The organism is Paenibacillus sp. VTT E-133280 (assembly GCF_002264385.1).
Lineage (GTDB): Bacteria > Bacillota > Bacilli > Paenibacillales > Paenibacillaceae > Paenibacillus_AQ > Paenibacillus_AQ nitricinens.
Genome location: NZ_NFUX01000002.1, coordinates 24290 through 51084, shown reverse-complemented (window position 1 = coordinate 51084; position 26795 = coordinate 24290). Strand labels below are relative to the sequence as shown.

The window sequence follows — 26795 nt, the reverse complement described above, 5'->3', positions numbered from 1 at the left end:
AAAGTTCTATGCTATTACCTGTTCCCGGTTACTCTATGTTTGCCGCTTGTTCACGAATCTTCTCCAGCTCCGCTTTCATGTCTAGCACAAGACCCACGAGAGTTAGATGATTACATTTCGATCCGATTGTATTCGTCTCCCGGTTCATCTCCTGAATGAGAAAATCCAGCTTGCGACCTACCGGTCCTTTCCCCTTCAGGAGGGTTCTGCATTGTTCGAAATGACTATACAACCGGGTCAATTCTTCATCAATATTACAGCGATCAGCAAAAATAGCGATTTCCATCCCGAATTTATGCTCATCAAAAGCGAACGTCCCATCATTTAACTCATTTAATCGATGACGAAGCTTGTCACGATATTCAATGATTACAACAGGTGCAAGTTCAACCATTTCAGCATGCATGGTCTCGAGATGATTGAGGCGCTGTTCAAGATCTGCGGCTAGAAAACTGCCTTCACGGGCGCGCATCTCCAGCAGAGACTGCAAACTCTGCTCAAGTCCCGTCTCCAACATTTCAGAGTAGTCTTCTAAGGCCGCGGACACGGCACCCGCAGCCTCATCTTTGCTTTCCATAATACCGGGTATAGAAAGTATATCACGTAGAGTCAACTCACCGGACAAACCATACTCGTTCTTAAGCTGATCTGCCGCCTTAAGATAAGACATGACAGCAGAGCGATTCAGAACCGGTCCGGAAGACGACTCATCGTGCTCTCTATTGATGGTAACATCTATCCTTCCCCGTTTGACGTGCTGCTGAACCTTTCTTCTCAGCACATCCTCATAACCCGTCCAATCCCGGGGCATCCGCAGTACAACTTCGCAGTACCGGTGATTCACCGATTTCACTTCGAACATAATTTTGTAGCCGCCGAATTGCAGGGACGATTGACCGTATCCGGTCATGCTAAATGACAACGGAATCACATCCATTACACTATTGTAATTGATTATTACTAGCGAAACAAGGGGGACAATTTACGTCCTGATTTCTCCCATACATACTCCATCAGCTGTGCGCTCATATCATAGAACATGAACGGTGTCATCAAATAGATCCCATTGAAATGGGCTGTAGCAACATCTAGCAGCTCCTTAGCGATGGCAACCCCTTCAGCTCTTCCTGCTTCCCCTTCAAGTCCCTTCATGCGGTTCCGAACTTCATCCGTAAGCTGGATGCCTGGAACCTCATTATGAAGGAACTCTGCATTACGTCCACTAGCAAGTGGCATCACACCAATAAACACGGGGATTTCCAGATGTGCTGTGGCTTCAGCGATCTTCACGATCAGTTCCTGATCATAGACAGGCTGAGTCATAATATAATCTGCACCAGAGGCAATTTTCTTCTCTAGCCGCTGTACTGCCTTATCTAAATGTTTGACATTCGGGTTAAAGGCAGCACCAATTACAAAGTTTGCTTTCTGCTTCAAAGGTTTACCAGAGAAGGAGATGCCATCATTCAACTGCTTAATCATCCGAATAATCTCAAAAGAGGTTAAATCGTAAACCGAGCTTGAGCCAGGAAGATCCCCGAATTTTGCTGGGTCTCCAGTCACCGCCAGTACATGATCAATCCCAAGCGCATCAAAACCCATCAAATGCGATTGCGTACCGATCAAATTTCGGTCCCGACAAGCAATATGTACCAGCGGACGAAGTCCCGTTTTTGCGTACACCAAATGGCCCAAGGCCATATTGCTCATCCGTGTAACAGCTAGAGAGTTATCGGCGAGCGTAAGCGCATCCGCGCCTGCTCTTCTCAACGCTTCTGCACCCTTCATGAACTTAGCAATATCCAAATCACGAGGTGGATCAAGCTCAACGATAACCGTATGACGTTCCTTTACTAGATCAACCAGATTCGGCTCACGACCATTTCTTCCCTCATCTTCGCCAAAATGCTCCTGCAAAGATACACGCTCCACAGTCGGAAGTGTCGGTTCTGGAAGTGGCTGAGGTACATAACCTTTCAATGCAGAGGAAATTTCAGCAATATGCTCCGGAGTAGTACCACAGCAGCCTCCGATAATTCTGCAACCCATGTCTGCAAAAGTCACTGCCATCTGTCCAAAATATTCAGGTGAAGCCCCATACCGGTATTCTCCGTCTACATAGTCCGCAACACCCGCATTCGGATAGACCGAGGTAGGTAAAACCAGATTACCCTGCACAGCTTTTAGCGCTCTCTTAATTCCATTTGGACCCGTATTACAGTTAAATCCGATGACATCCGCTCCGTCAGCTTCTAAAATGCGAAAGGCGTCTGGCAACGTCAGTCCATCTAATGTCCGTGCCGATTCATCCACAGCAAACTGGCAGATGACTGGGAGAGTGCTATGTTTACGTACTGTTCTTAGTGCGAGATGCAGTTCTTCGACATCATAGAAAGTTTCTAGCATAATACCGTCTACTTCTTCTTCAAGCAATGCGGTAATCTGTTGTGTGAAATACTTCTTCAACTCTGTTGATGAGAGATTTGCACGTTTACCGGCACGAATAGAGCCTACAGCACCTAATACATAACCATTATCTCCTGCAGCTTTACGAGCGATTCTTACGCCAGCGCGATTAATTTCTTCAACCTTGGACTCCAGACCATATTTGGACAGCCTGTCAAAATTTGCTGAGAACGTGTTACTTTCTAGCAGCACCGCCCCTGCATCGATATAGCTGCGATGGACATCTTCAATAACACCTGGAGAAGTCAAATTTAATTCTTCATAGGAAATGCCAACAGGGAAACCCTTCTGATATAAATAGGTACCCATCGCTCCGTCTCCGACCAATACTTTGTTTCCCCATGCGGAACGTAAATCCGGCTTCACTGCAAGATCCTCCCTTGACACAATAGTTTCATACTAATGTATCATAAATCGGTATGGATGATAAGCTTTCACTATAAAAGATAGTAACAACATTTATACGCATTGCATGGTCACGGATTAAATACTACATACTAATAATAAATCTGTTATTTACGTAAAAAAGAAGGGATGAATCAGATGAAGAAAAAAAACAGAAAAGTGTTACTGCAAAAATATCTGATCTTAGTATTTCTGACCACGCTCTCTTTGCTTTATCTTTATTTGGTGGACTGGATGTTCGGATATGGCTTTGGGAACATTGGATATATTTTAAATTACTTACTGTATACTGCATCTGAAAAGACAACAGCCGTCTTCTTATTGCTCTGTCTGCTTGTTCCTGACATCATTTCTTGGATTCGAGGAAGTCAACCCGGTCGTGAAGCTGAAAAGTGACTTTTTATAGCGGCAATAATCACAAGTATAACCGGTATCAACACCATGAACAAAGGATAAACCGTGTATAATAATCTCCCCCCCTCATTAAGATGTTCAATAAAACTGCGAGCATTCAGCATAGAACTAAACAAAATAATTAAAGCTGTCGGATAGATCATTCTCCGATAAGGAATCTTAAATAACTCCGATATGCCTATAAGCGCTGCCGCGAAAAAAACAGACATTTTGAAAAACACACCTATAATTAATACCATGACAACTAGAATGTCAACGCGTTGGATGAAATCTGATATGGAGATTTTGCTGATCGTCGGCATCAGCGGCAGTGGTGAACGTTTAATAATATCTGACCCCAGTACCGATATATTCAAAACCATAGTAAGGCTGAGAAGTAACCCAGAAACGAAAATTGCCGCGGCAATCACCCAAGGTCCTTTTTTCGTATGGTTCAAATAAGGCATAAGCATAGTAAAACAGATCATTTCACCAAATGGAAACATATAACTCTGTTTGACTACAGAAGTTAATACAGGCTTAACACCATTCTCAAAAACGGGCTGCAGCTGTTGTAAATGAATAGACCCTGAAAACATCAGCATCATCGAGCAAAAGATACCGATCAAAATCACCAGAGCTGCAAAAACCAAAGAGGTTCTGGAGAGGACTTCTACACCTTTATGAAGCACATATGCACTGGATAATATCATCAGGGAAGAGACGATAAACAACGGCGTATGATGCATAGTAGCCATTACCAGCATAGAGCTTCCGTCCCTTAAATCACGACCCGCCAAATTGATAAACAGAATAATGTAAAGCACCGAGATCACCGAACCCAAATATTTTCCAACTAATTTTCGGGTATACGCAGTTAGCGGCAGCTTCGGGAACTTTCTATATAAATAGGCATATCCAGCAAAAACTACAAGACCTATTACATTTCCAATCAATATTGAAATCCATGCATCTTTCCCCGCTTCCATTCCCAGATTCACCACTAACGCTGTCCCCATTTCGAACAATAATGTTAAGGTGAAGAATTGGAGCAAACCAATTTTTATACTGCCACTATGCATATACGCCCCTCCTTTTAGCTTCATTATTACTTATTGATCTGAAAAGAATCGCTACGCATGTCGGTGTGTCTGATTACAACATCCTCTTCCACTTTAATCTCGCATGTTGCAAATATATTCTCCCAATGATCTTTGACTTTTTTCCACCCTTGTGGATTTTCACGTTCTACTATTTCCCCGAAACCTATATAGTCACTCTTTAATGCTCGGGACTTGGCTATTGCTTTCCATACTTGATCACGAATGTTTTTTTCCAGAAGCTCCGTAAGATCATTTACCACATCAGGCTTCGTCAACTCCAAAGGATTGGGCGATTCTTTTAACCCTGCTTGCTGTGTAATTTTTATCGTAAAGACTGGATGTTCAGTATCCTTAGCATCAACAACGATACGAGCCTGAGAAAGATAAATATTAAAAGACAAATACTTATTCTCTCCGATAGATACGAATGCCGGCATTTGTGTAATTTTATTTTTTAAAAGCGAGGTGCCGATCGCTTCTTCTCCTTGAAGCCAACCCACCAGCTTGTCCTCTTTAAAAACTGCGATTCCTGTCACCCTCAAAGTAGCTTTCGGTTTTATCGCTTTTAAATTATCGTTCGAGTCTCTCTGCTCGACATCTCCTATGACTTCAACGCCATTAATCAGCGGTCCCCCGCTTGGCATCTGAATCCCACGGACTACATCATCCACCTCCATTCGATAATTGTATCCAAACTGTTTAGAGGTAGTTTCCAGCTTTTCCACCAGATCGTTAGCTGGGATCCTTCCGAACACGGTCATAGTTGTCATACTGTCACTTGCCGGTTGCCCCTTGGAAATAAAGAGAAGGCTCGTCAGACGAGTCTCACTTTCTCTTTCCAGCACATCCATAATATCCTTAATCCCCTCCCGGGCAAATTTCTCTGAAATCACTATTACTCGAATATGCCCTAATGACAAAAATCGCGCGGTTTGCCGCGAAGCATCAGCTAAGGCTTCAAACATAGTGCGACCAGTCCCTTTATATATAGCAACAGGAGAAGTCCCCCTAGCGTTCTCACCTGAAATTTCGTCTGCAACAATAATTTGGAACGATAAGACATATTTATCTGCTTCCGTTGCCCCCCTATCAATCGCCACACCCGAAACAATCGCTCTTCTGTTTAGTTCAACGCTGTCCCAGCAGCCAGTAAGCATAAGGAACATCACTAAGGTTAACCCGATTCTTATATACACTGATTGTTTATCCTTCATCAAGAGCTCCTTTCTTTTGCCTCCCTGTATCATCAGCCTTATCTTCGATGACTGGAGCAAGATTCTCTGGATGACTTGCGTTTATCTTCTCACCTTCCGGCGAATTTCTGCGCTTACCTTGAGTTGATGATTGATCCACACTGTGTGTCCACATAGGTAATCTTAAAAAGGTATCTTTTTGCCGCTTCACAGATAAAGGCACTATAGGTGACAAATAAGGAATACCAAATGAACGCAAGCTGTTCATATGCGCAACGAGTATAATAAGCCCCAGTGTAATTCCATAAAATCCAAACATTCCGGCAAATATTAAAAAAGCAAAACGAATAAGCCTGCCCGCAATCGCCATGTTATACGAAGGTATAGCAAAACTTGCGATACCGGTCAGCGCTACCACAATAACCATAACCGGTGTGATAATTCCGGCCTCTACGACAGCCTGACCTAGAATCAGAGCACCTACAACAGAAACGGTTTGCCCCACTGCGCGAGGCATCCGCACCCCAGCCTCTCTGATGATTTCGAACGCACCTTCCATCACTATTGCCTCCACGAAGGCAGGAAAGGGGACATTCTCCCGCTGCGACAATAAATTAATCAGTAAGGTTGTCGGGATCATCTCATAGTGGAACGTGGTCAGTGCTATATATATGGAAGGTCCAAGAATTAGAATAATAAAGCTGATATACCGGATGAACAGCATTAATATAGAAATATCAAACCTTTCAGCATAATCCGATGAAGACTGAAAGAATTGTGTGAATACCGCCGGCAAAATCAAAATAAAAGGGGTTCCGTCTATAACCAGCACTACTCTACCCTCTAACAGATTAGAAGCAGCGACATCTGGGCGCTCACTGTTATTAATGGTCGGAAATGGAGTAAAGGTTTTATCCTGTATCAATTCTTCAATATACCCAGATTCCAAGATCGCATCGATTTGGATTTCATTCAGCCGTTCTCTAACCTCATTGACCAGCTTTTCATCAACGATGCCTTTAATGAACAGCATACCCACATATGTATGAGATACCTCACCAATTTTCATATACTCCAGTCTTAAATTAGGGGTCTTTAATCTCCGCCGGATTAAGGAAATATTCGTGGCTAGGGATTCTACAAAACTGTCTTTCGGGCCACGGACAACAAGCTGAGAGGACGGTTCAGTGACTGAACGTGTTTCGCCACCTTGGGTACCACACACAATGGCACTGGCATACCCGTCAATTAAAATCACTGTTTCTCCCGAAAGAATTGCAAGCAGAACCTCTTTCCAATCCTCTTGTATCACCGCATCACCAATTTCCAAAGTGCGATTCAAAATAAACTCTATTAAACTTCCAGACGCAGGGACTTTTTCATTTATCAATTCGCTCGTTACCCCGACTAATGAACCCACGATGAATTCATCAACAACTTCTTTCTGCACTAGACCACTGAGGTAAAGTGCCGCTACCGATACAGAAGAATCTTCCCCCACTTTTAAATGGCGTATTTTTAGATCGGGACTATCTCCTAGCTCGTTTATTATTTGTTCTAACGTTTGTGTGAGAATGATCGATAATCTACCCAGCGATGGCAGAGAATCTTGTTGGCTTTTACCGGATTTATATCTTCTATTTAATCCTTTGATGTTCAACAAGATCCCTCCCTTTTGTTCTCAAGCTTGGAAGTATTATTCTCGGTTATGTCTTCCATTATTCCAATTCCAGTTCCAGCTCCAGTGTTTTCATTTATACAAAACAAAAAACGGCAATCCAAGAACGATCTCTTAGACTGCCGTTTATTCCAATGATATGATTCGAAAATAGAAATCTTTAAAGAGCCACACTGCCTGTGAATACAACTTCAGCCGGTCCCGTCATATACACATGGTTATCCTCTTCATTCCATTCAATGTAGAGATCACCACCCTTAAGACTAATCCAAGCCGCTCGGTCTGTCAGACCGTTCAGCACAGAAGACACTAGAGTTGCGCAGGCTCCAGTCCCACAGGCTAAGGTTGGTCCAGCTCCACGTTCCCATACCCGCATATCTACTCGGCCTCGATTCAGAACCGTCGCGAATTCAACGTTAACCTTTCTTGGAAACAATGGATGCACTTCTAGTTTCGGCCCCCATGTCGCAAGATCAAAGGCTACGGCATCCTCGACATATATAACGCAATGAGGATTACCCATAGACACTGCAGTAAACTTAAATACGGTTCCGTCTGATTCAATCGGCTCTGAGAGCACTGGTTCTGCATCAATCGCTACCGGAATTTGAAGTCCGGACAATACAGGTTCACCCATATCCACCGTTACTGTTTCAACTACACCGTCTTTCACATTCAAGGTAACCTTTTGTTCTCCGGCACCAATCGTTTCTATAACAATCTGCTCGGAGTTCACCAAGCCATGCTCGTAGACATATTTGGAGACACATCGAATGGCGTTTCCGCACTGCTCCGCTTCCGAACCATCAGAGTTCATAATGCGCATCATAAAATCGCCACGTTCAGACGGCAGGATGTAGACAAGTCCGTCCGCACCAATTCCGAAGAACCGATTGCATAGTGTTATAGCAAGTTCCGCTGCATTGCTCGGAAGCTCTTGCTCACCAAAAACTACGATGAAGTCATTACCAAGGCCGTGCATTTTTGTGAATTCCATTAAACGTCCACTCCTAAAGGTTATGTTATGTTAGCATTCGCTTAGGCTTAATGATCTGTGTAATATAGCCCAGCGCACGTATACGAGCTGTTAACTGCAACAAGTATACCTTTAGGAATGGAGCATTAGTATTGACTTTATGCTGAAATTTTTGTACTTTTTATCATCGAATTACTGCCGCTACGTCCTTTGTTACGTTTACCACCCCAAACACTTCCGGCACCCATCAAGAAGGTCGGGATCCCCGCTGTCACAAATACTAGACACCATTCGCGGAAATTAAGCGGCACCGTTTTGAAGACAGGCTGGAGAAAGGGTACGTACATCACAGCCAGCATCAGAATTACGGATGACAATACTGCAAGAACCAGGTACTTATTCTGGAACGGATTTCGATGGAACACCGAACGGGAACTGCGGCAATCAAAGACGTGAATCAACTGAGCCATAACGAGTGTCGCAAAAGCTACGGACTGTGCTCGAATCAGCTGCGCTGGATTCTCTGGTGCCACTCGTAAGGTTAGCCAAAATGCACCTAACGTACATAAACCGATTAAAAAACCACGGCTTATGATCTTCCAGCCTAAACGGCGGGCAAAAATATTTTCCTTCGCACCACGCGGTTTATGCTCCATCAAATCCTTCTCGGGCTGGTCAACACCAAGCGCCATCGCTGGAAGTCCGTCTGTCACCAGATTGACCCATAAAATTTGAATAGGCACTAACGGTAGAGGCAGACCGAGCATCATCGCAAAGAACATGGTCAAGATCTCTCCTACATTCGATGCGAGCAGGTAACGAATGAACTTACGAATGTTCTCATAGATGTTTCTACCTTCTTCAATAGCGGCAACAATGGTTGAAAAGTTATCATCCCCTAGAACAAGTGAAGATGCTTCCTTGGTCACATCTGTACCGGTGATCCCCATAGAAATACCTATATCTGCTGCTTTAATCGCTGGCGCATCATTGACACCGTCTCCGGTCATAGCCACAACATGACCCCGGCGCTGCAAAGACTTCACGATACGAAGCTTATGCTCAGGAGATACGCGGGCGAATACAAACACATTATCCGATACTTTATCCAGCTCATCATCATCCATCCGAGTCAGTTGAGCCCCTGTCAGTACCGTGCCCCCACGTTGTAAAATTCCTAATTGATGCGCAATGGCCTCTGCAGTTGTTCCGTGGTCCCCGGTAATCATTACAGTCTTAATCCCTGCTCGGCGTGTGATGCTAATGGCATCACGAACTTCACGCCGCGGTGGATCAATCATTCCAGCCAATCCGATAAAGACGAGTTGGCTTTCTGCATCTTTTTCACTATTTACATGTTCACTTGGGCGCATATCACGATAAGCCATACCTAGTACACGAAGCGCGCCCGAGGCCATTTGCTCATTCGCTTCAAGCACCTTCTGCCGTAAAGTTGGCGTTAAAGGCACCACACCGCCCTCCCAGAGCATATAAGAACAGCGATTAAGCAGTACATCAGGCGCACCTTTCGTACATACCATTCGTCCTCCGGGATGACCAATAATCACTGACATTAACTTCCGCTCGGAATCAAAAGGAAATTCCTTCTCCCGGGAGTAAGTGACGGCTAACGTCTGGGCGGTTAAACCCATCTTCCCTGAAAGTGCCACAAGCGCTCCTTCGGTTGGATCTCCCTTGAGTTCCCAGATGGACGAGCTGTCAGATGACTTATCAACGACAATATCCTTATCCTTTCCTTTACGCTTACCCCTTACTTCGGCAGGAAAGGTCTCGATAATCTCCGCATTACTGCACAAAGCACCAACCTGTAGCATCCGTCGTAAACTTTGATCATTTTTGAGATCTACAGGCTTCCCTTTCTCCAGAACCTGTCCGTTCGGAGCATAACCTTCACCTGTTACATCAAGCCCACGTCCACCCGTCCACAATCGGGTCACCGTCATTTTGTTCTGAGTCAATGTTCCCGTCTTGTCCGAACAGATTACGGATGCACAGCCCAAGGTTTCGACCGAAGGCAATTTACGAACGATGGCCTTACGTTTTATCATCCTTTGAACGCCCAGCGCAAGTGCAATAGTTACAATGGCTGGAAGCCCTTCGGGAATCGCAGCGACTGCCAAGCTTACCCCAGCCAAGAACATAGCTGTGGCAGGCTGTCCATGTAAAATACCGGCGGCTACAACCACAATCGTTAAACCTAGTGATACATAGATCAAAATTTTCCCTAACTGTTCGAGCCGATGCTGAAGCGGGGTCTCCTGAGATTCCGTATTTTGGATCAGATCTGCAATCTTACCCATCTCTGTGTTCATGCCCGTTCGAACCACGATAGCTTTACCAGTCCCCCTGGTTACCATTGTGCCCATGAACCCGAGATTCTTTTGATCGCCAAGCGGAATCTCTTCTGCGTGGATCACATCCGAATGCTTCGAGACAGGCAATGATTCCCCAGTAAGCGCGGATTCCTCCACATATAAAGAACTGCAATCCAGCCATCGTATGTCCGCAGGAATTCGATCACCGCTCTCCAGCAAGACAATATCACCAGGGACTAACATCTTGGCTGGAATTACCTCGCTATTCCCCCCGCGCAGCACTTTGGCAGAAGGTGCGGAGAGCTGTTTTAAAGCTCTTAGCGAACGTTCGGCGCGAAACTCCTGGACAAACCCAAGGGCTCCGTTGAGAAGGATAATTGCGATGATCGTGATGGCATCCAAATATTCGCCAAGCAAGCCGGACACGAGCGTCGCACCCATGAGCACAAGCACCATGAAATCCTTAAACTGGTTCAACAGCAGGGTAAACGGGGATACCGTCTTTCCTTCGGACAGCTCGTTAAACCCATTTTGCTTCCGTCGCTCCGCGGCATCCTCTCCACTGAGGCCCGTCCTCGGATGGACATTGAACATTTTCTGCAGCTCTTCTGCACCGAGCCGGTGCCAACTGTTTTGTTCCATGACTTTTCTTTCCCTCCCGGTCGTTTCTTGACTTCCGGCGGCGCACAGCTTTTCCACCTGTTCATGACCAAGTGTATTCAAGGTCGTCCAATAATATCACCGCTTAACCAATTCCCCTTTTGCACGAATGTCCCAAAGTATGGCATCATAGAGAGGTAAGCTTTAACGACCTCGTCGTTCTTATAAGGACGATAAGGGTTTAAGCGAGAAATATAAGGGATAAAGTAATGTATGAAACTTATACTTTCTTATATTTCCAGAAATTCATTTCACGTCGACAGGAGAACTTTATCATGGCATTAGACGGCATTGTTACCCGAGCTATCGTGCACGAACTGCAATCATTCATCGGTGCGCGCATAGGCAAAATATATCAACCGAATAATCACGATCTAATCTTCAACCTGCGGGGTGCAGGCGGCGGTGGCAAGCTATTGCTCTCTGCTAATCCGACATATCCGCGTCTGCATCTTACAGAAAGAAGCAGCATAAACCCATCAGAAGCCCCTATGTTCTGCATGCTCATGCGTAAGCATTGTGAAGGTGGGGCTATCGAGAGTATCACTCAGGTAGGCATGGAACGAATTATTCACATAAACGTTAAGACTAGAGATGAGCTCGGAGACGTCTCCGCCAAAAAGATCATCATAGAGCTCATGGGACGTCACAGTAATATCATCCTTACAGATCTTAGCACTAGTACGATCATAGACGGCATTCATCATGTTACTCCATCGATCAGCAGCTACCGGATTGTAATGCCCGGCGTCGCTTACACAGAGCCTCCCCAGCAGCATAAGCTGAACCCTCTGGAAATTGACAAAGAGCAATTTCTCAATTTAATCTCGGCTGCTGAAGAAGCCGCTTTACTGGAAGATGATGCGAAGGAGAGCGAACCGGAAGAAATCATAGAAGGCGAACTGGCTAATCTGATTACAAAAGAAGAAGTTGAGCAAAAACCAGACGGCTCAGGCGGTCCCTCCCCATCGGCTGACCCTGTAGGCTGGATGGTGCACGCCTTCAGCGGAATGAGCCCACTTGTTGCCGGAGAGATTGCTCTGCGCCTCAGAAATGACCTGGCGGCAGGCGGTACACAGGGATCTACAGCAGAATTTCCAACAAAATTATGGGACAGCTTCCAATCTGTTATGGGACCCGTACATCGTTGCGAATTCTCTCCAGTTTCAGGTGCGAATGCGAAAGGAAAAATGATATTCTCCGCGATTCCTTTAACTCTATTGGGTGAAAATGCGAAGACATACAACTCGATCAGTGAGTGCATGGAGGACTATTACGGGGATAAAGCCGAACGTGATACGGTGAAACAACGGGTCAGTGATTTGATCCGATTCCTGAGCAACGAAAGAAGTAAAAATGTTAAGAAGCTTGCCAATCTGCAGAAGGATCTAGACGAAGCGCAGGACGCAGATCGCTATCGCATTTGGGGTGAGCTGCTGTTCGCGTCATTACATGTCGTGTCCAAAGGAGATAAAGAAGCCTCATTGGTCAATTATTATGACGAAAATCAGGCTGAAATGGTCATTCCACTCGATCCTTTATTAAGCCCATCGGATAACGCACAACGTTATTTTAAAAAGTACAACAAATATAAGAACAGCCTTCTAGTCATTAATGAGCAGTTGATTAAGACCCATGAGGAAATCACCTACATGGAAAGTTTACTTCAGCAGCTTGCTCATGCCTCATTGAATGATATTGAGGAGATCCGCGACGAGCTTGTAAGTCAAGGATATTTACGCGACAGAAGCAAAAAAGGAAAGAAGAAGAAAAAAGCAACCAGACCTACATTGCAAGTCTTCACCTCGTCTGAAGGCATCGACATTTATGTCGGAAAAAACAATTTACAGAACGAATACGTCACCAACCGACTGGCTTCACCCAATGACACTTGGCTGCATACCAAGGATATCCCTGGCTCTCATGTGGTCATCCGAAGTGAAGAGTTTGGGGATGCCACCCTGGAAGAAGCAGCCCAGATTGCGGCTTATTTCAGCCAGGCGAAGCAGTCAAGCAGTGTACCTGTAGACTGCACGCTGATCCGCCATGTCCGTAAACCAAGTGGCTCCAAACCCGGATTTGTGATCTATGATCATCAGAAGACGTTGTTTGTCACACCGGATGAGGATCGAATTAAGCGACTTCCCAATACTTTGAGAAGCTAAACAACAAAAAGAACCGGTTGTCATCCTGGTATGGATGACAACCGGTTTTCTTTTTTCAGTGTATTATGTGCAACTGAATGAACTTAGTTTTAACGTAACATGCCAGCAACCTTCTTCAACTGCTCCAACACTTCAACAGATACCGTAACACTACCGATATCTCCGTGAAAAACAACCCCTTGGCGGGCACCGTGAAAATCCGAACCACCAGTTATAATCAGGTCATACTGTTCAGCCATTGTTAGGTAACGCTCTGATTCAGCGGGTTCGTGATCCGAATGATAGACCTCAATCCCTTTAAAAGTCCCCCGCTCCACAATTTCTCGTACCAGCTGATCCTCACCGTATAAGCCTGGATGTGCCAATACTGGAGACCCACCCGCCTCTATAATCCAATCACAGGCTTCCTCGGGCGTGATTCGTGGAGGCGATACGTAAGCTGCTGCACCTTCGGCTAAATACTTATTGAACGCATCTCTCATATCCGTAGCTGCTCCAAGACGAACAAGCTCATCAGCAATATGTGGTCGACCAATACTCTCATCAGGCTTCAGTTCCCGTCCTATCCCAGCGACAACTGCCTCAAGCGTAATTTCAATCCCAAGTCCACGTAATTTAGAGATGATCGCCTCATTCCTTAGTGCCCGGGTTTCTCTTAGCCCTTCCAAACGGGAAAGAAACAACTCATTTGCTGGGTCTATGTAGTATCCCAGGACGTGAATATCTTTTTCTCCAGCACGAGTGCTGATCTCTACACCCGGTACAACAGTGATTCCGTACTTCTCTCCTGCTTCGAGAGCTTCCTTCACACCAGCCACAGTATCATGATCCGTAATGGCAACTGCGATTAGTCCCTTCTCTTTAGCGAGACGTACATTTTCCTCCGGTGGCTGCATGCCATCAGAGGCTTGAGTATGCGTGTGAAGATCACATCGTGAGGCGTCAATATTCTCCATTCTGTCGCCCTTCAGTTCATCCACTCTAGTTTCATTCTCCATTTCTATCACCTCTACCGCTAGTTTCTAAGTTTCCTGCCTCTGGTCATATAACTTTAGTTATCATTCGAATGCTCGCGCAGAAAAGTCAAGAACGTCACCGCAGAAATTGGCAGCAGTGTCGATTTTAGATGAATGGCGTAGAATTGTCTTTTAAATGAGGCATCCGAGATATTCACGATATTCAGTAGTCCAAGCGCAACCTCATGTTTAACAGAAGAAGTCGAGATAATAGTAACCCCAAGACCCGCCTCCACTGCCGACTTCACAGCCCCCGTACTACCAAGCTCCATCACTATTTTCATTGATCCCGGATCAAGCCCCTTCGAGAACAGCTGTTCTTCCATCACACGCCGCGTTCCCGAGCCCTGCTCACGCAGGACGAAGGGATGCTGAAGCACATCCTCCAAAGTGACCTCTTGCTGCTCTGCAAGCGGATGATCATGGGGCACAATCAACTTCAATTCATCCCCCATCACCGGCTCAATCACCATATCAGGATGTGTTACCGACGCTTCAATTAAACCAAAATTCAACTGATGTTTTAGGATTTCCTCCATAATCTGCGAGGTATTCATAACTTTCATCATGATTGAAATGTTCGGATATTGCTTTCCAAAAGGACCTAAGAGCCGTGGGAGCATATACTCCCCAATGGTAAGGCTTGCCCCAAGCTGCAAGCGCCCTTCCAACATATGCGTAAACGCCGACATCGCTTGATCTGTCTCACGCATCAATTGAATACTGCGCAGCGCGTATGGCATTAACGTATGACCAGCTTCGGAGAGCACGATTTTTTTGGTAGAACGATTGAAGAGTTTGGTTCCAAAATAATCCTCCAGCGCCTGTACTTGCATGGTCACTGCCGGTTGAGTCATATGTAATGTCTGTGCCGCTGCCGAGAAGCTCCCTCGCTCTAAGACAGTATAAAAAATATGTAATTGATGAAAGTTCATGCTCTGCAACTCCTTGTGCTATCTATAAAAGAATCTTAAGGATTCAGTACGATATAAAGCTTATAAAAGTGCTTATTTTCAAAAAGGACATGCAGCCAACGCCGCATGCCTCCTGTCTGTTCTTTATACACTATTTGCGTTTACGCTTCTTCTTCGTTAGCTTAGTGCGGCGGGAATTGCGCAGCAGCGAAAAGTAAGTTTTTAAATCTCTCAACTGAGGTGTCGCAGAGATTCTCCCAAGAAACGAAACGATGATCATAGAATATAATGGCTGACCTGAAATATCTTTTTCACCTATCAATTCCGTGAACTCAGCGATTACTACAGAGTCATCGTCAATTAAATACGCGTTAAAATCACTGTCTGAAAAGGGCTTGAGCCGATTCTGCATCAGGCATTGCCACATCCATGCGGCGACCTCTTCGTCATTGCTTACACCTTTACTGATCCGGTCCAAATAACGACTCTTCGCATGATTTGTTATAACGATGTCAGCGACCCTGTAGTCGTTCAGCATGATGTGGAAGGGCTCGTAAGAGCTGGGCCAATCCGTCCCTTTGTTGCGCATCATCATCACACTCCACCATAAGGGTCTTTGTATGTACTTAATGTTGTCATCTTACCTCATTGCTGAAAGTTGTACAAGTTCCATACCACGGTAGAAACCGTGTTCGCTCCAGATCAGAGCATAAAAAAACAGGTGCTACTTAAGCACCTGTTCATCTCCAAGAATTACATACCGTAATTACGGGACTTGTCCGGCCCATTACTAGTATACTCTGTCTTAATTTCGTTACGATAGGATCTTTCGATCTTACGAACGTAGGAGAGTCTGCGGACATTCTTCATAACTTCCTCGGCACGTTCTGCATTTACATACATCACTGCATAATGCATTTTCCGAGAAACATAATGTAATGTTCCGTATTTTTCAAGGTTACGTGCCGCTTTAACGTCACTTACCCAAATGATGTATCCTGTCCGTTCCGCAAACATAAGCTAAACCGCCTTTCTCTCTCTAAATCCTAAGGGAAGCTTATCCGCAGGAGCATTTTCCCCCGCTACCGCATCCACCTTTAGGGGAAGGATCATTGCTTGGTACTTTAATGCTATCCGATACTGAAAAAGCAATCGCTTCCGACATAGAATGCAGAATGTCATCAAGAGTCATCTCTGCCAGCTTAAAACGAGCAACCTCTTCAAACTTCTCCAATTCCGCTTCTACTGCCGAAACCTCATCCTTCGCTGAATGATAATTCGGATGAAAATGTCCGAATCGCTGTGTTTCTTCAAACAGCTCCTTCTTGGCTTGAAGTTGTTTGACCATGGCCTGAATTTCCGGGTTCGAATCAACCCGTCCTTTCCAGTATAAGTAATCCGACACTTCAGCGGATTGATTAATCATATCGCCTAATTCATAGGCGTATGTCAGCACTTCAGTCATATCGACCGTATTTAATTCCGCTACGCTCATGAACTCAGCTCTTTTCTACGTTAATGTTCTACCGAATTCAGTAGACTTTTCTATCATACCATAATCACTCGCTTCAGCAGAAGAGGAATTTCTTCGTCTTTTGGGAATTACTAACTTCATTTCCTTCCAATCTTCAGGAGTCAGCTCTATTTCCTCAACCGTTTCACCATCGTTATACAGCAGATACCCTTCCACTTTCCAAGGATTACCTTTTATTCTGGAGGGAATGAAATCTAACATTTGGTCCTTTAAGGAAAACCGCACCTTAATTCCCCATTTCAGCCCTTGCTCCATTACTTTCTGAGCGGTTGAGCTATGATAATGGCGCCATTCCTTGCTCCAGATCTGTGGCACATTTTCTCCACCTAATAAGATATCTTCCTCCTGCTCAGGAGAAATTACAGGTAGGTTTAAAAAGGGATTCCCTCTGTCGAGTAGCCTAAGTTCAACATTTAGTACTGGAAGTGAATACAACTCTGGCTCGGTTTCGGTTGCTTGATGAAATGAAGACCAATCAGTGTCCACCTCTTCCTCACGTTCTCCAATCATCCTGGAAGGGGCCAATCCTGCTAAGAACAGCTCCTTACGCATCTGCTCCACAGATTCCGGAGCTACAAGGAAATGAAGCGGTCCAATACGTTTAAGGCTACCTTGCAGTCGCGGATGGGCGGCAATAGCCGCTCCGTCCTCCTCCGTCTGGCAAGTCAACATAATCACTTCAGAGAGTGATGTTCGGCCAATGCTCTTTCCCCATTGCGCTAAAGACAGCTCCACCACAGATGGCAGACCACCCAGTGCATGTTCTTTAATCCAAGCTATCGCTTCTTCTGGAGGCATCCCTCGTTCTGATGCATGCACTAGCATCTCACGAGTCAGCCGGAAGCTCCACATCGTATCTGTTTGCAGAAGTTCAGCGCATTCAGCTAAAACCCAGCGCACAGTATAGAGAACATCAGGTGGAATCAGGACTTCAAAATCGGGCTGCACAATAAACTGGTCATTCGAATGCTCTGACACAGAATCAGGGAAGGACTCGCTACTGTACAACAGCTTCGGTTTTGAAGCAGTCCAGCGAAAACACTGGATACCCTCAGGCGTGCTCCCCAGTTCACACCATCCAAAGCCTGTTAGACAACGAAGCCAGTTCAAGCTTGATTGTTCCAGCTCTTTTCGGGTAACTGTTCCAGTTAAATTCATTTCTGCCATCCAGTCCAGAAGCTCAGGCAACGCTGTCCATTTCTCTGATATAAAAGCATTGCTGGATATTAAATAGCGAAAATGCTGATCGGCAGGCCCAATGCTTCCAAAACGATGAATACCAATCCCATACAGGATGTCAGTCATTCTTGTCTCAGGAAGTTGCAACCAACGTCTCAGCATATCCTTGTCAAGTCTATAGCCGGTTTTCAGTCTGGTAATAAGCCCAAGACACAACATAATATCTACTACAAGAGCCGCTGACAGAGCATCCATTTCATTCGATGGAGCGCCCATAGAGAGCCCCGCTAAATGCTTTTCCTGAAAAGAAAGCTGAGACGCTAAACGATTTAAATTCTTTTTATGAATAATTCCCTTAGCGGTTAAAGGTAAGCCTTCACAAGCGGTGAACAGCAAAGCCCGAAACAGATCTACTGCCAGTCCAGCACCCGCCTCCATGGATAGATTCACTGAATAACCCTCAATAAACTTAGGTTGGTATGGGAAGAATTCTTGCTCTAGAGCTGATAGTTGTTCAACAGGAATCTGATACAGCTTCTCCCCCAATATTTTATGCCTCGCAGTTAACAGCCCTGCGCGCCGCAGTTCATTCATTGCAAGCTTTTGCTCTGCCCGGCAGAGCGACGCAGGACGCAAACGCTCTTCTTTTCCCTCGTCAAAAGGCTGGGACGCGTGAGCAGCACATAATCGCTTTAAGACCTCTAAGGCTTCCGCTGATAGCTGGTTCAATGGATCGTTAGCCCCTTTCCGTTCGGCACCATTTTAACGACATATTCATACCCCTGTTCTGTCAAAAACATCCGGCGGCGCATAGCGAAATCCTGCTCCCGGCTATCTTCAGATACCAGCGAATAGAAGTACGCCTTGTTCTCACCCGCCTTCGGACGCAAGATTCGTCCCAAACGCTGGGCCTCCTCCTGCCTGGATCCAAAAGCTCCTGAAACCTCAATAGCAATCGTCGCGTCTGGCAAATTCACCGCAAAATTCGCTACTTTAGAGACAACAAGCACCTGTATTATTCCCTCGTTAAAAGCTGCATACAACTCATCTCTTTCCCGCTGCTTCGTTTTACCCGTAATCAAAGGTGCACCGATCTTGTCTGCCAGTTCAATTAATTGGTCGAGATACTGTCCAATAACCAGAACCGATGATCCCTGATGAGCTTTTAGAAGCTCGACTATAACCTCAGCTTTTGCAGGATTGCATGAGGCCATACGAAATTTCTCTTTCGCTTCAGCATACAAATACTTCTGTCTCAGCTCAGAGCTCATCGGTACGATCATCTCGACACATTCTACCTCTGCAATCCAGCCCTGCTGCTCCAGCTCCTTCCAAGGCATGTCGTAACGCTTGGGCCCGATCAATGAGAATACGTCCCCTTCCTTCCCGTCTTCTCTAACCAGAGTTGCAGTGAGACCTAGTCTTCTAGTTGCCTGAATATCTGCTGTAGCCCGGAAGACTGGAGCTGGAAGCAGATGAACTTCATCATAAATAATCAAACCCCAGTTGCGTTCATTGAACAGCTTCATATGGAGAAAAGGACCGCCTTTGGATTGACGGTGCGTTAATATCTGATAGGTAGCTATAGTAACAGGCCGCACTTCTCTTTTTTCACCGGAGTATTCACCAATAGACTCATCATCCAAATCGGTTCGCTCAAGCAGCTCGTCTACCCATTGTCTTACCGAAGTTGTATTTGAAGTTAAGATCAGTGTTTCGCATTGTAGACTTTCAAGAACGGCCAATCCCACTACCGTCTTACCTGCTCCACAAGGCAACACAACTACCCCGCTGCCCCCCTGCCCTTCTATGCCTTGAAACATCTGAACAGCCTCCTGCTGATATTCACGCAGTCCAAAAGCTTCACCTTTCGCTCCATCTTTTACGTGATCTTTAGAATCCTTCCAGGCCAAACTTAGAGCTTGTCCGACATGATAACCAGCATAATCCAGTACAGGATAGCCTAGTCTTATCAGTTCTTGCTTTAAAAGCCCTCTGTTCTCCGCACGGCATGAGCTTTCTAGTGAATTTATTCTCTGCAAACCTAACGCCTTTAGACCTGATTCATTAACTAGTCCATTCAGAATTTCAGCTGTCTCAGCCTTAAGCGTAATGATCTCATTCGTAGTCTCCTGACCGTGAAGGGTAAGCTTCCCATACCTAGAGAGAAGAGCTGCGATCTCATCCTCCAGCCCGGCAGGAACACCCCAGCGCGCGAGTTGATGCAGACTTGAAATAATCGTTTCAGCTGTATAATTAAGCGCTGCTGCATTCCATAATGATAATGGAGTGATTCTATAGGTGTGATAAGCCGGGGGACTCTTTACGAGCTCTGCAAAGGTTCCTAGTTCTTTTCTTGCCTTCTCAAAACCAGGATGTGCACATTCCAGTAAAACCGTCCGATCCCTTCGCACAATGCAAGCCCCTGTTTCATTCATAACGTTCCCTCCCCAATCATTCGTTTTATTCAAGCTTGCGCTATGTAATCTGCTTACATTCATACAAGCAAAAGCGCATTCGACGCCCCCAAAGGACGGAAAGCGTTTATGCGAGAAATATAAGGATAAAGTATTGTGCGAAATCTATATTTTCTGATATGTGAACAGGAAAAAGCTCATCCCCGCATAACGGTCATGAGCTTCCCTATTAAACTATTTAATGTAAATGCTGCTGCGAAATATCATGAAGTGCTTCGCCAGCCTCGTCCGCAAAAATGTTGCGCACAGCCAAATCACCGATGGATACTACACCCATCAGCTTCTGGCCACTAGTCACAGCCAATCTGCGAATTTGCCAGCTCGACATCCGTTCTGCAGCCTCATCTACAGATGTATTCTCAGAGACGGACTGAATTTCTCTACTCATTACCTTTTCCACAGCTGTTGATCCAGGGTGTTTAGCCGCGTAACCTCTAATTACTAGATCACGATCTGTAATTACACCGAGTAATGTCTTATCGTCTTCATTATCAATGACCGGTATAAATCCAGTGTCATGATCTCTCATTTTAACAGCGACTTCATATACATTATCCATTAGTGTGACTGTTACAGGCTCCTTCGTCATAACCTCTTTCACTGTCTTCAAGAACGAACCCTCCTAAACATAATCTCCATGTTATGGAATAGGTTCTCCTCTATGAAACGAAATTATACGATTGTCTTCTCTTGCAAACAGGAATTCGCCATAGCGATCAATAATTTCATCCCATGCAACATAGCATCCTCGTCAAAATCAAATTTGCTATGATGATGCGGGTAAGCTGCATTTTTATCCGGATTCCCAGCCCCTACGAACATAAAACAGCCAGGAATTTCTTTTACATAGTAGGCAAAATCCTCAGCTGGCATCAGCTTTTCCATCCGAATCACTTGAACAGCTTCTCCTAGTGCTCCTGGTGCCACCTCGGAAAAACGCTGGTATTCCCCCTCGTGATTTACGAGTGGCGGATATCCCATAACATAGTCTATCTTAGCTTCTGCACCGTATGCGCCAGCTATTGAAACTGTCATTTCTTCGATTCTGCTGCGGATCAGATAACGGGTCTCCTCGTCGAACGCCCGTACGGTTCCAGTAATGCGACAATGCTCAGCAATGACATTCTGGGCGAATCCCCCTTGAATGGTTCCTACACTAAGAACAGCGGGCTCCAGCGGGTTCACAGAGCGGCTTACGATGCTCTGAAGCTGAGTCACAAGCGCCGCCCCGGCCACAATACTGTCTACCGTACGATTCGGCATACCACCATGTCCGCCCCGGCCGATAATATCAATGAAAAATTCATCAGCAGATGCCATAAGAGGTCCTGGCGCACTGCCCACAGTCCCCATTGGAAGCGGAGTCCACAAATGCAAACCATACACCGCATCCGCGCCTTCCAGCATACCCTCGGCAATCAACCCCTGTGCACCACCCGGGCATACCTCCTCCGCTGGCTGAAAAAGAAAACGCAGCTCCCCTTCTAACTCTTCAAGGCGGCTGCTATAGTATGAGGCTACACCCAGCAGTATTGAAGTGTGTCCATCATGCCCACAGGCATGCATAACCCCTTCATTTTGCGAAACGTAGTCATTCTTATTCTCCTCTTTAATAGGTAGTGCATCCATATCCGCGCGAAGGACTACCGTTTTCCCCGGCCGACGTCCTCGCAATATACCTGTTACACCATACCCAGACGTGCTTCTCCTAACTTCAATGCCGAATTCTGCTAACTTGTCTGCTATAAATGCTGACGTTTCCTTTTCATGAAAAGACAACTCCGGATGACGGTGTAAATGGCGTCTCCATTCCACGATCTCCGGCATGAGAGAATCAACCGCTAAGCTCTTCATACGTTCTCCATCCCCTTCTTCATAAACCCGCATCAACAGCATGCGACAGCAGTCCTGGACACTTTGTTCCAGCCGTACACGGCTATAATTATTTTATTGTAGCAGAAACGCAAAAAACTGGGTATCGTTAGGAAGTAGCTACTCTTGCACAACGTTTAGAAACATACTATCATGAGGTAGAACATCAGCAAACGGATCATGAATTCATCATTATACTTCATAAGGGGGATGTGCGTGCTATGATTTTTGAGAACACGGGCCTCGTAGGATTGAAGAGTGATCTTCTCTATCTGGACGAGAGTGCGACAAAGGCTGGCTTCATTCGCTGGCAATGGGAATACTATCGTGCCACTTACGACTGCAAAATTGAAGACCCTCAGGATGGCGGCGAATACTTTCTACGCATCAACACTCGCGCTGTCGAGGGGAAGCTGGAGAAAGCTGATGCCGTACTTGCAATTGAAGCCGTATACTTAGGGAAAGCAACATTCCCCCATGGCCTCGATTATGACTCCCCGGTACCTAAACCAGTATTGGACACTGCTGCTACTCGGATTCTCGAATTAAAGCAGCTGTTGGAGGCTTGAGTAACAGAAAGGGAAAGACGAAACAAAATGTCAGCCTGCCCAAAAGAGGAACACCCGATTTCCAACTACTTATCTTAACACTACTACTTGTGGGTTTCGGTCTAGTCATGGTCTTCAGTGCTAGCTCCAGTTTGACTTTAGCAAGCTCGAAGTTCAGTAATGACCCTCTATATTTCATGAAACGCCAAATGATCTGGATCGTACTTGGAATCGTTGTTATGTTTACAGCCATGAACATTCACTACAGTAAATTCAAGAAGTGGTATGTACCTATCTTTATCATCACCGTGATCCTCCTGCTATTTGTAGCCTTCTCCGAAAGAATCAATGGCGCCAAAAGCTGGTTAAGTATCGGAAAGCTAGGAATCCAACCTACCGAGCTCGCCAAAATATCGATTATCCTGTATCTCTCCGCACTGATTACCAAAAAAGGTGAAAGGTTTAGAGATTTCCGTACTGGATATATCCCTGTAATGGTTATCGTAGGTATAGTTGCCGGGCTTATTATGATGCAGCCAGATTTGGGGTCTTGCCTTATTCTCGTGGCTACCAGCGGACTTGTCATTTATGCAGGCGGTGCCAGTATGAAGCATATCCTAGGTTCTATCGCTCTCTTGGTGTTAGGTGTAGGAATAGTTATGGGGGCTAAAGCGGCGATTGATTCTCTTGCCCCTGCCTCCGAAAAAGTAGTCGCTAATCAAGACTATAAAAAAGGTCGAATTCAAGCTTTCATAGACCCCTATCAGGATCCTGAAGGTGAAGGGTATAATATTATTCAGTCTTTGACCGCTCTCGGACAAGGTGGAGTCAGTGGCTCTGGCTTTGGCAAAAGCATTCAAAAGCTGGATTATCTTAAATACCCGTATACGGACTTTATTTTTCCTGTGATTGGTGAGGAATTTGGATTTATAGGAACGGCATTATTTCTGATGATATACCTGTATTTTATCTGGCGAGGTATTCTAATCGCACTAAGGTGTAAGGATCCCTTTGGTACGCTCGTTGGCATTGGTATTATGGGGCTTATTGCTATTCAAGCCTTTGTCAATATTGGTGGTGTAACGAAGACCATTCCGCTTACCGGTGTAACTTTGCCATTTATCAGCTATGGCGGCTCTTCACTTCTTGTGAGTATGCTGTCCATGGGAATAATGCTGAGCATTTCAAGAGAAACCAATCTTCCGGCTAAAGAGGAAGTCACGAAATCTGTAACTACAGTTAGACAAGTTCGTTCCCGGTAAGATTCATAAATCCGGATATGACGGCATATATAAAAAAGCAGTCCAAGTTAAATTTCTTGGACTGCTTTTTTATGTACAAGCTCTTTAGCATTAAGCAATTTCATCGTTCTTAAAGGCTACGCCTTCAACTTTGACATTCACCTCAACAATATGAAGTCCAGTCATGCTCTCCACAGCCTCGCGTACGTTCTGTTGAAGCATCCGGCACACTTCATGTATCGGTGTTTCATAGAGAACTATAATACGCAGATCCACAGCTGCTTCTAGCTGTCCCACTTCAACGGTAACGCCCTTTTGAACGTTCTTACCACTTAGACGCTTCGCCCAGCCTTCTGATAGGCCACCTGACATGGCTGCAATTCCTGGAGTCTCCAAGGCAGCCAATCCGGCAATTTTCGAGACGACGTCATTTGAAATTCGAATATTTCCCATTTCCAATTGAAGTTGTTCTGCCATGCCATATCCCCCCTAAACTCATTATCAATTATTGTAATTCCTAAACAGGCTAAAAAGCAAATCAGTTTCTCGCTTTCTCGTTTACACTTAGGAATAATTTGGGTATATTGATTATGAATTGATCCTGAATACATAGATTGGAGTGTACTTTACATTGAAAAAATGGATTTCACCAGCTTTGCTGGCAATCACCTTTATCCTTAGTGCCATAGGCCATTATGCAGATTGGGACCACACGCTTCAGTTCGTTCTCTCTGCAGTAGCCGTTGTGTTCGTGGCTGGCTTTCTGGGCCGCGCCACAGAAAGTGTGGCACATTATGCTGGACAGCGGTTAGGCGGCTTCCTAAACGCTACCTTCGGTAATGCCGCAGAACTAATCATTGCCTTTTTCCTTGTGAAGGAAGGACTGTTCGACATGGTGAAAGCCAGTCTTACCGGTTCCATTATTGGCAATCTGCTGCTTGTCCTAGGTTTAAGTATTTTCGCTGGTGGGATGAAGTTCAAAGTGCAGAACTTTAACGTAACCCTCGCTGGTATGAACGGTTCCCTTATGATCGTAGCGGTGATCGCTTTATTTGTACCGGCTATGTTCTTCAATACCCATTCCATTACTGAAAAAGATACAGACGTGCTCAGTTTAATCGTTGCCGGGCTGCTCATCGCCTCCTACATGGCCTGGTTAATCTTCTCTATGATTACGCACAAGAAACATCTAGAGGACGTTACAGAAGACGGTAAGGAAGAAATGGCTCATGAGCATGCGCCTAAGTGGTCCAGAAACCGATCCATCCTTTATCTGCTTCTTGCTACCGTAATGGTAGCCTTTGTGAGTGAGTGGCTGGTAGGGACGCTTGAGACACTAACTGAGCGCTTTGGATTTAGTGAACTGTTTGTAGGCGCCTTCCTCGTGGCAATCATCGGTAATGCCGCAGAACATAGTGCAGCCATTATGCTGGCTATGAAGAATAAAATCGGTGCAGCAGTAGAAATCGCCGTCGGGAGTAGTCTTCAAATTGCACTATTTGTAGCGCCTGTACTTATCTTCGCCAGTTATTTTATGGGTGACACTATGGACATTGTGTTTACAACGATCGAAATTGTCGCCATTGGCGTCGCCGTCTTTATTGCCAAATCAATCACTCAGGATGGTTCGACCAACTGGTATGAGGGTCTCTTGCTATTAACGGTTTATCTAATTCTTGGAGTCTCCTTTTATCTAGTATAAATACTCCCCATTCATTTCTATAATTCTCAAAAAAAAAACGCACATGAGTGACGATCTGTCCTCATGTGCGTTTCTATGAATACTATAAATCAAAACTTATTCTTCTTTTGCTTTGTTATTCAATGCCTCATAGAGTACTGCTAAATTCCGCTCCAGCTTACTCAGCACCATTTTACCGGTAATCTCTGGCACCAAACCTGCTCTAACCGCAAAATCGACCTCTCTTGAGAAACCGTACATTTGGGTATCGAGCACTTCCTCATAGAGAGGGCAGTAGCGTGTTGCCAGATTTTCCATCTGCACTTCAATAAGTTGCTGAATTTTATCGGCATCTTCTTGTAGAAGATTGATCGCTTTAAGATTAAACTGTTCCTGTAATTCCGACGAAGTCATGCCTCTTCCCCCCCATGTCCAAAAGTTAAGCTGCTTTTACTATTTTACTTAATATTAGTCGAAATCGGATATCAATACAACAATTCTGTTTATACTAACCATTTATTTGAAAGAAGCAGCTATGTTGTTTATAAGGGATAGCATTAGTTCCTCATCTATTTCTAGTAAAAACGCCCCACCGTAAATCGGTAGGACGTCTTTACATACAACTATTACTCAGCTACAACTGTAAAGTTCAAACCGTGTTTAGCAAAAACTTCACTCATTGCCTTCTTAGCTTCTTCTGCATCTGTTCCGTGAACATGAAGCTCGTAGCTTTGGCTTGATACCAAAGTCGTGAACAAACCAAGGATACTCTTAACATCAATGTACTTGTTGTCCGCTTGAAGAACGATTGAAGAGTTGAACTGGCCTGCCGTTTGAGCAATATCAACGATTGCCGCATTGTTACTGGACATAGAAATCCCTCCGCAACTTGATTATGAAACATAAGTCATTTGTAATCATTTCTTATGATACCTTGAATCCGCTTACTTGTGCAAGG

General features: G+C 45.1%; 24 protein-coding genes. 5 read left to right on the top strand and 19 right to left on the bottom strand.

From position 1 onward, the window contains the following. Window positions 1-28: 28 nt before the first annotated feature. Both CA600_RS01255 and CA600_RS01250 read right to left on the bottom strand, forming a co-directional pair. Window positions 29-922 (bottom strand): YicC/YloC family endoribonuclease, encoded by an 894-nt coding sequence (locus CA600_RS01255; protein ID WP_094868538.1) that lies wholly within the window; start codon window positions 920-922, stop codon window positions 29-31. Between the two features lie 38 nt (window positions 923-960). Continuing rightward, window positions 961-2832, bottom strand: coding sequence for a bifunctional homocysteine S-methyltransferase/methylenetetrahydrofolate reductase (locus tag CA600_RS01250; RefSeq protein ID WP_094868537.1), 1872 nt, complete (start codon window positions 2830-2832; stop codon window positions 961-963). 177 nt (window positions 2833-3009) lie between these two features. On the opposite strand from CA600_RS01250, the gene CA600_RS01245 reads away from it, so the two are divergent. Next, window positions 3010-3267: a hypothetical protein gene (locus CA600_RS01245; RefSeq protein WP_094868536.1), complete on the top strand. Its 258-nt coding sequence runs from the start codon at window positions 3010-3012 to the stop codon at window positions 3265-3267. Here the strand turns inward: CA600_RS01245 and CA600_RS01240 are convergent. From CA600_RS01240 to CA600_RS01220, 5 genes are all read right to left on the bottom strand, one after another. Continuing rightward, window positions 3240-4346, bottom strand: a complete 1107-nt coding sequence (locus tag CA600_RS01240; protein WP_094868535.1) for a GerAB/ArcD/ProY family transporter — start codon at window positions 4344-4346, stop codon at window positions 3240-3242. The genes CA600_RS01245 and CA600_RS01240 overlap by 28 nt on opposite strands. A 26-nt stretch (window positions 4347-4372) precedes the next feature. Continuing rightward, window positions 4373-5581: a Ger(x)C family spore germination protein gene (locus CA600_RS01235; RefSeq protein ID WP_179281482.1), complete on the bottom strand. Its 1209-nt coding sequence runs from the start codon at window positions 5579-5581 to the stop codon at window positions 4373-4375. Then, on the bottom strand, window positions 5571-7220 hold the full coding sequence (locus CA600_RS01230; protein ID WP_256989676.1) for a spore germination protein: 1650 nt from the start codon (window positions 7218-7220) through the stop codon (window positions 5571-5573). The genes CA600_RS01235 and CA600_RS01230 overlap by 11 nt, the downstream gene beginning before the upstream one ends. Before the next feature lie 178 nt (window positions 7221-7398). Next, window positions 7399-8235 carry a diaminopimelate epimerase gene (gene dapF, locus CA600_RS01225; protein WP_094868532.1) on the bottom strand — a complete coding sequence of 279 codons (837 nt, stop codon included), beginning with the start codon at window positions 8233-8235 and terminating at the stop codon, window positions 7399-7401. A 137-nt stretch (window positions 8236-8372) separates the two neighbouring features. After that, the gene (locus tag CA600_RS01220) at window positions 8373-11192 is read right to left on the bottom strand and encodes a calcium-translocating P-type ATPase, SERCA-type (protein ID WP_094868531.1); all 2820 of its coding nucleotides are present in this window, start codon (window positions 11190-11192) and stop codon (window positions 8373-8375) included. A 293-nt stretch (window positions 11193-11485) separates the two neighbouring features. Between CA600_RS01220 and CA600_RS01215 the strand changes: the two genes are divergently transcribed. Further along, window positions 11486-13375, top strand: a complete 1890-nt coding sequence (locus CA600_RS01215) for an Rqc2 family fibronectin-binding protein (protein ID WP_094868530.1) — start codon at window positions 11486-11488, stop codon at window positions 13373-13375. Between the two features lie 89 nt (window positions 13376-13464). Here the strand turns inward: CA600_RS01215 and CA600_RS01210 are convergent, their stop codons facing one another. The 9 genes from CA600_RS01210 to CA600_RS01170 all read right to left on the bottom strand — a co-directional run bounded on the left by CA600_RS01210 (window position 13465) and on the right by CA600_RS01170 (window position 22391). Then, complete coding sequence (locus tag CA600_RS01210) at window positions 13465-14331, bottom strand: PHP domain-containing protein (RefSeq protein WP_094868657.1); 867 nt, start codon at window positions 14329-14331, stop codon at window positions 13465-13467. A gap of 95 nt (window positions 14332-14426) precedes the next feature. Continuing rightward, a complete protein-coding gene (locus CA600_RS01205; RefSeq protein ID WP_094868529.1) occupies window positions 14427-15326 on the bottom strand; it encodes a selenium metabolism-associated LysR family transcriptional regulator in 900 nt (299 codons plus the stop codon). A 130-nt stretch (window positions 15327-15456) separates the two neighbouring features. After that, window positions 15457-15894: a hypothetical protein gene (locus tag CA600_RS01200; RefSeq protein WP_094868656.1), complete on the bottom strand. Its 438-nt coding sequence runs from the start codon at window positions 15892-15894 to the stop codon at window positions 15457-15459. A 164-nt stretch (window positions 15895-16058) separates the two neighbouring features. Continuing rightward, a complete protein-coding gene (locus CA600_RS01195; RefSeq protein WP_042126853.1) occupies window positions 16059-16322 on the bottom strand; it encodes a YlbG family protein in 264 nt (87 codons plus the stop codon). Between the two features lie 40 nt (window positions 16323-16362). Further along, window positions 16363-16800, bottom strand: coding sequence for a YlbF family regulator (locus CA600_RS01190; RefSeq protein ID WP_094868528.1), 438 nt, complete (start codon window positions 16798-16800; stop codon window positions 16363-16365). Window positions 16801-16815: 15 nt separating this feature from the next. Next, window positions 16816-18747, bottom strand: a complete 1932-nt coding sequence (locus tag CA600_RS01185) for a helicase-associated domain-containing protein (protein WP_094868527.1) — start codon at window positions 18745-18747, stop codon at window positions 16816-16818. Next, complete coding sequence (locus tag CA600_RS01180; RefSeq protein WP_094868526.1) at window positions 18744-20456, bottom strand: DNA repair helicase XPB; 1713 nt, start codon at window positions 20454-20456, stop codon at window positions 18744-18746. Before CA600_RS01180 ends, CA600_RS01185 begins: the two co-directional genes overlap by 4 nt. Before the next feature lie 217 nt (window positions 20457-20673). After that, the gene (locus CA600_RS01175; RefSeq protein WP_094868525.1) at window positions 20674-21105 is read right to left on the bottom strand and encodes a CBS domain-containing protein; all 432 of its coding nucleotides are present in this window, start codon (window positions 21103-21105) and stop codon (window positions 20674-20676) included. A 62-nt stretch (window positions 21106-21167) separates the two neighbouring features. Continuing rightward, window positions 21168-22391: an amidohydrolase gene (locus CA600_RS01170; RefSeq protein WP_094868524.1), complete on the bottom strand. Its 1224-nt coding sequence runs from the start codon at window positions 22389-22391 to the stop codon at window positions 21168-21170. A 197-nt stretch (window positions 22392-22588) separates the two neighbouring features. Here CA600_RS01170 and CA600_RS01165 point away from each other — a divergent pair, with 197 nt between their 5' ends. Continuing rightward, on the top strand, window positions 22589-22936 hold the full coding sequence (locus CA600_RS01165) for a YugN family protein (RefSeq protein WP_094868523.1): 348 nt from the start codon (window positions 22589-22591) through the stop codon (window positions 22934-22936). After that, window positions 22933-24177 (top strand): putative lipid II flippase FtsW, encoded by a 1245-nt coding sequence (ftsW, locus tag CA600_RS01160; RefSeq protein WP_094868522.1) that lies wholly within the window; start codon window positions 22933-22935, stop codon window positions 24175-24177. Before CA600_RS01165 ends, ftsW begins: the two co-directional genes overlap by 4 nt. 90 nt (window positions 24178-24267) lie before the next feature. Here the strand turns inward: ftsW and CA600_RS01155 are convergent, their stop codons facing one another. Further along, complete coding sequence (locus tag CA600_RS01155) at window positions 24268-24633, bottom strand: Asp23/Gls24 family envelope stress response protein (protein ID WP_042126837.1); 366 nt, start codon at window positions 24631-24633, stop codon at window positions 24268-24270. Window positions 24634-24787: 154 nt separating this feature from the next. Between CA600_RS01155 and cax the strand changes: the two genes are divergently transcribed. Next, on the top strand, window positions 24788-25858 hold the full coding sequence (gene cax / locus CA600_RS01150) for a calcium/proton exchanger (RefSeq protein ID WP_094868521.1): 1071 nt from the start codon (window positions 24788-24790) through the stop codon (window positions 25856-25858). Between the two features lie 96 nt (window positions 25859-25954). On the opposite strand, the gene CA600_RS01145 is transcribed toward cax, so the two are convergent. Together CA600_RS01145 and CA600_RS01140 are read right to left on the bottom strand one after the other, a co-directional pair. After that, window positions 25955-26251: a YlaN family protein gene (locus tag CA600_RS01145; protein ID WP_042126833.1), complete on the bottom strand. Its 297-nt coding sequence runs from the start codon at window positions 26249-26251 to the stop codon at window positions 25955-25957. A gap of 212 nt (window positions 26252-26463) precedes the next feature. Continuing rightward, window positions 26464-26709: an HPr family phosphocarrier protein gene (locus CA600_RS01140; protein WP_042126831.1), complete on the bottom strand. Its 246-nt coding sequence runs from the start codon at window positions 26707-26709 to the stop codon at window positions 26464-26466. Window positions 26710-26795: the final 86 nt, after the last annotated feature.

Excerpts from the sequence above, each read along its gene's own strand:
- CA600_RS01245 (WP_094868536.1), top strand. The coding sequence starts at position 3,010 with ATGAAGAAAAAAAACAGAAAAGTGTTACTGCAAAAATATCTGATCTTA.
- CA600_RS01240 (WP_094868535.1), bottom strand. The coding sequence starts at position 4,346 with ATGCATAGTGGCAGTATAAAAATTGGTTTGCTCCAATTCTTCACCTTA.
- CA600_RS01235 (WP_179281482.1), bottom strand. The coding sequence starts at position 5,581 with ATGAAGGATAAACAATCAGTGTATATAAGAATCGGGTTAACCTTAGTG.
- dapF (WP_094868532.1), bottom strand. The coding sequence starts at position 8,235 with ATGGAATTCACAAAAATGCACGGCCTTGGTAATGACTTCATCGTAGTT.
- CA600_RS01220 (WP_094868531.1), bottom strand. The coding sequence starts at position 11,192 with ATGGAACAAAACAGTTGGCACCGGCTCGGTGCAGAAGAGCTGCAGAAA.
- CA600_RS01215 (WP_094868530.1), top strand. The coding sequence starts at position 11,486 with ATGGCATTAGACGGCATTGTTACCCGAGCTATCGTGCACGAACTGCAA.
- CA600_RS01210 (WP_094868657.1), bottom strand. The coding sequence starts at position 14,331 with ATGGAGAATATTGACGCCTCACGATGTGATCTTCACACGCATACTCAA.
- CA600_RS01205 (WP_094868529.1), bottom strand. The coding sequence starts at position 15,326 with ATGAACTTTCATCAATTACATATTTTTTATACTGTCTTAGAGCGAGGG.
- CA600_RS01200 (WP_094868656.1), bottom strand. The coding sequence starts at position 15,894 with ATGCGCAACAAAGGGACGGATTGGCCCAGCTCTTACGAGCCCTTCCAC.
- CA600_RS01195 (WP_042126853.1), bottom strand. The coding sequence starts at position 16,322 with ATGTTTGCGGAACGGACAGGATACATCATTTGGGTAAGTGACGTTAAA.
- CA600_RS01190 (WP_094868528.1), bottom strand. The coding sequence starts at position 16,800 with ATGAGCGTAGCGGAATTAAATACGGTCGATATGACTGAAGTGCTGACA.
- CA600_RS01180 (WP_094868526.1), bottom strand. The coding sequence starts at position 20,456 with ATGAATGAAACAGGGGCTTGCATTGTGCGAAGGGATCGGACGGTTTTA.
- CA600_RS01170 (WP_094868524.1), bottom strand. The coding sequence starts at position 22,391 with ATGCTGTTGATGCGGGTTTATGAAGAAGGGGATGGAGAACGTATGAAG.
- CA600_RS01165 (WP_094868523.1), top strand. The coding sequence starts at position 22,589 with ATGATTTTTGAGAACACGGGCCTCGTAGGATTGAAGAGTGATCTTCTC.
- CA600_RS01155 (WP_042126837.1), bottom strand. The coding sequence starts at position 24,633 with ATGGCAGAACAACTTCAATTGGAAATGGGAAATATTCGAATTTCAAAT.
- CA600_RS01145 (WP_042126833.1), bottom strand. The coding sequence starts at position 26,251 with ATGACTTCGTCGGAATTACAGGAACAGTTTAATCTTAAAGCGATCAAT.
- CA600_RS01140 (WP_042126831.1), bottom strand. The coding sequence starts at position 26,709 with ATGTCCAGTAACAATGCGGCAATCGTTGATATTGCTCAAACGGCAGGC.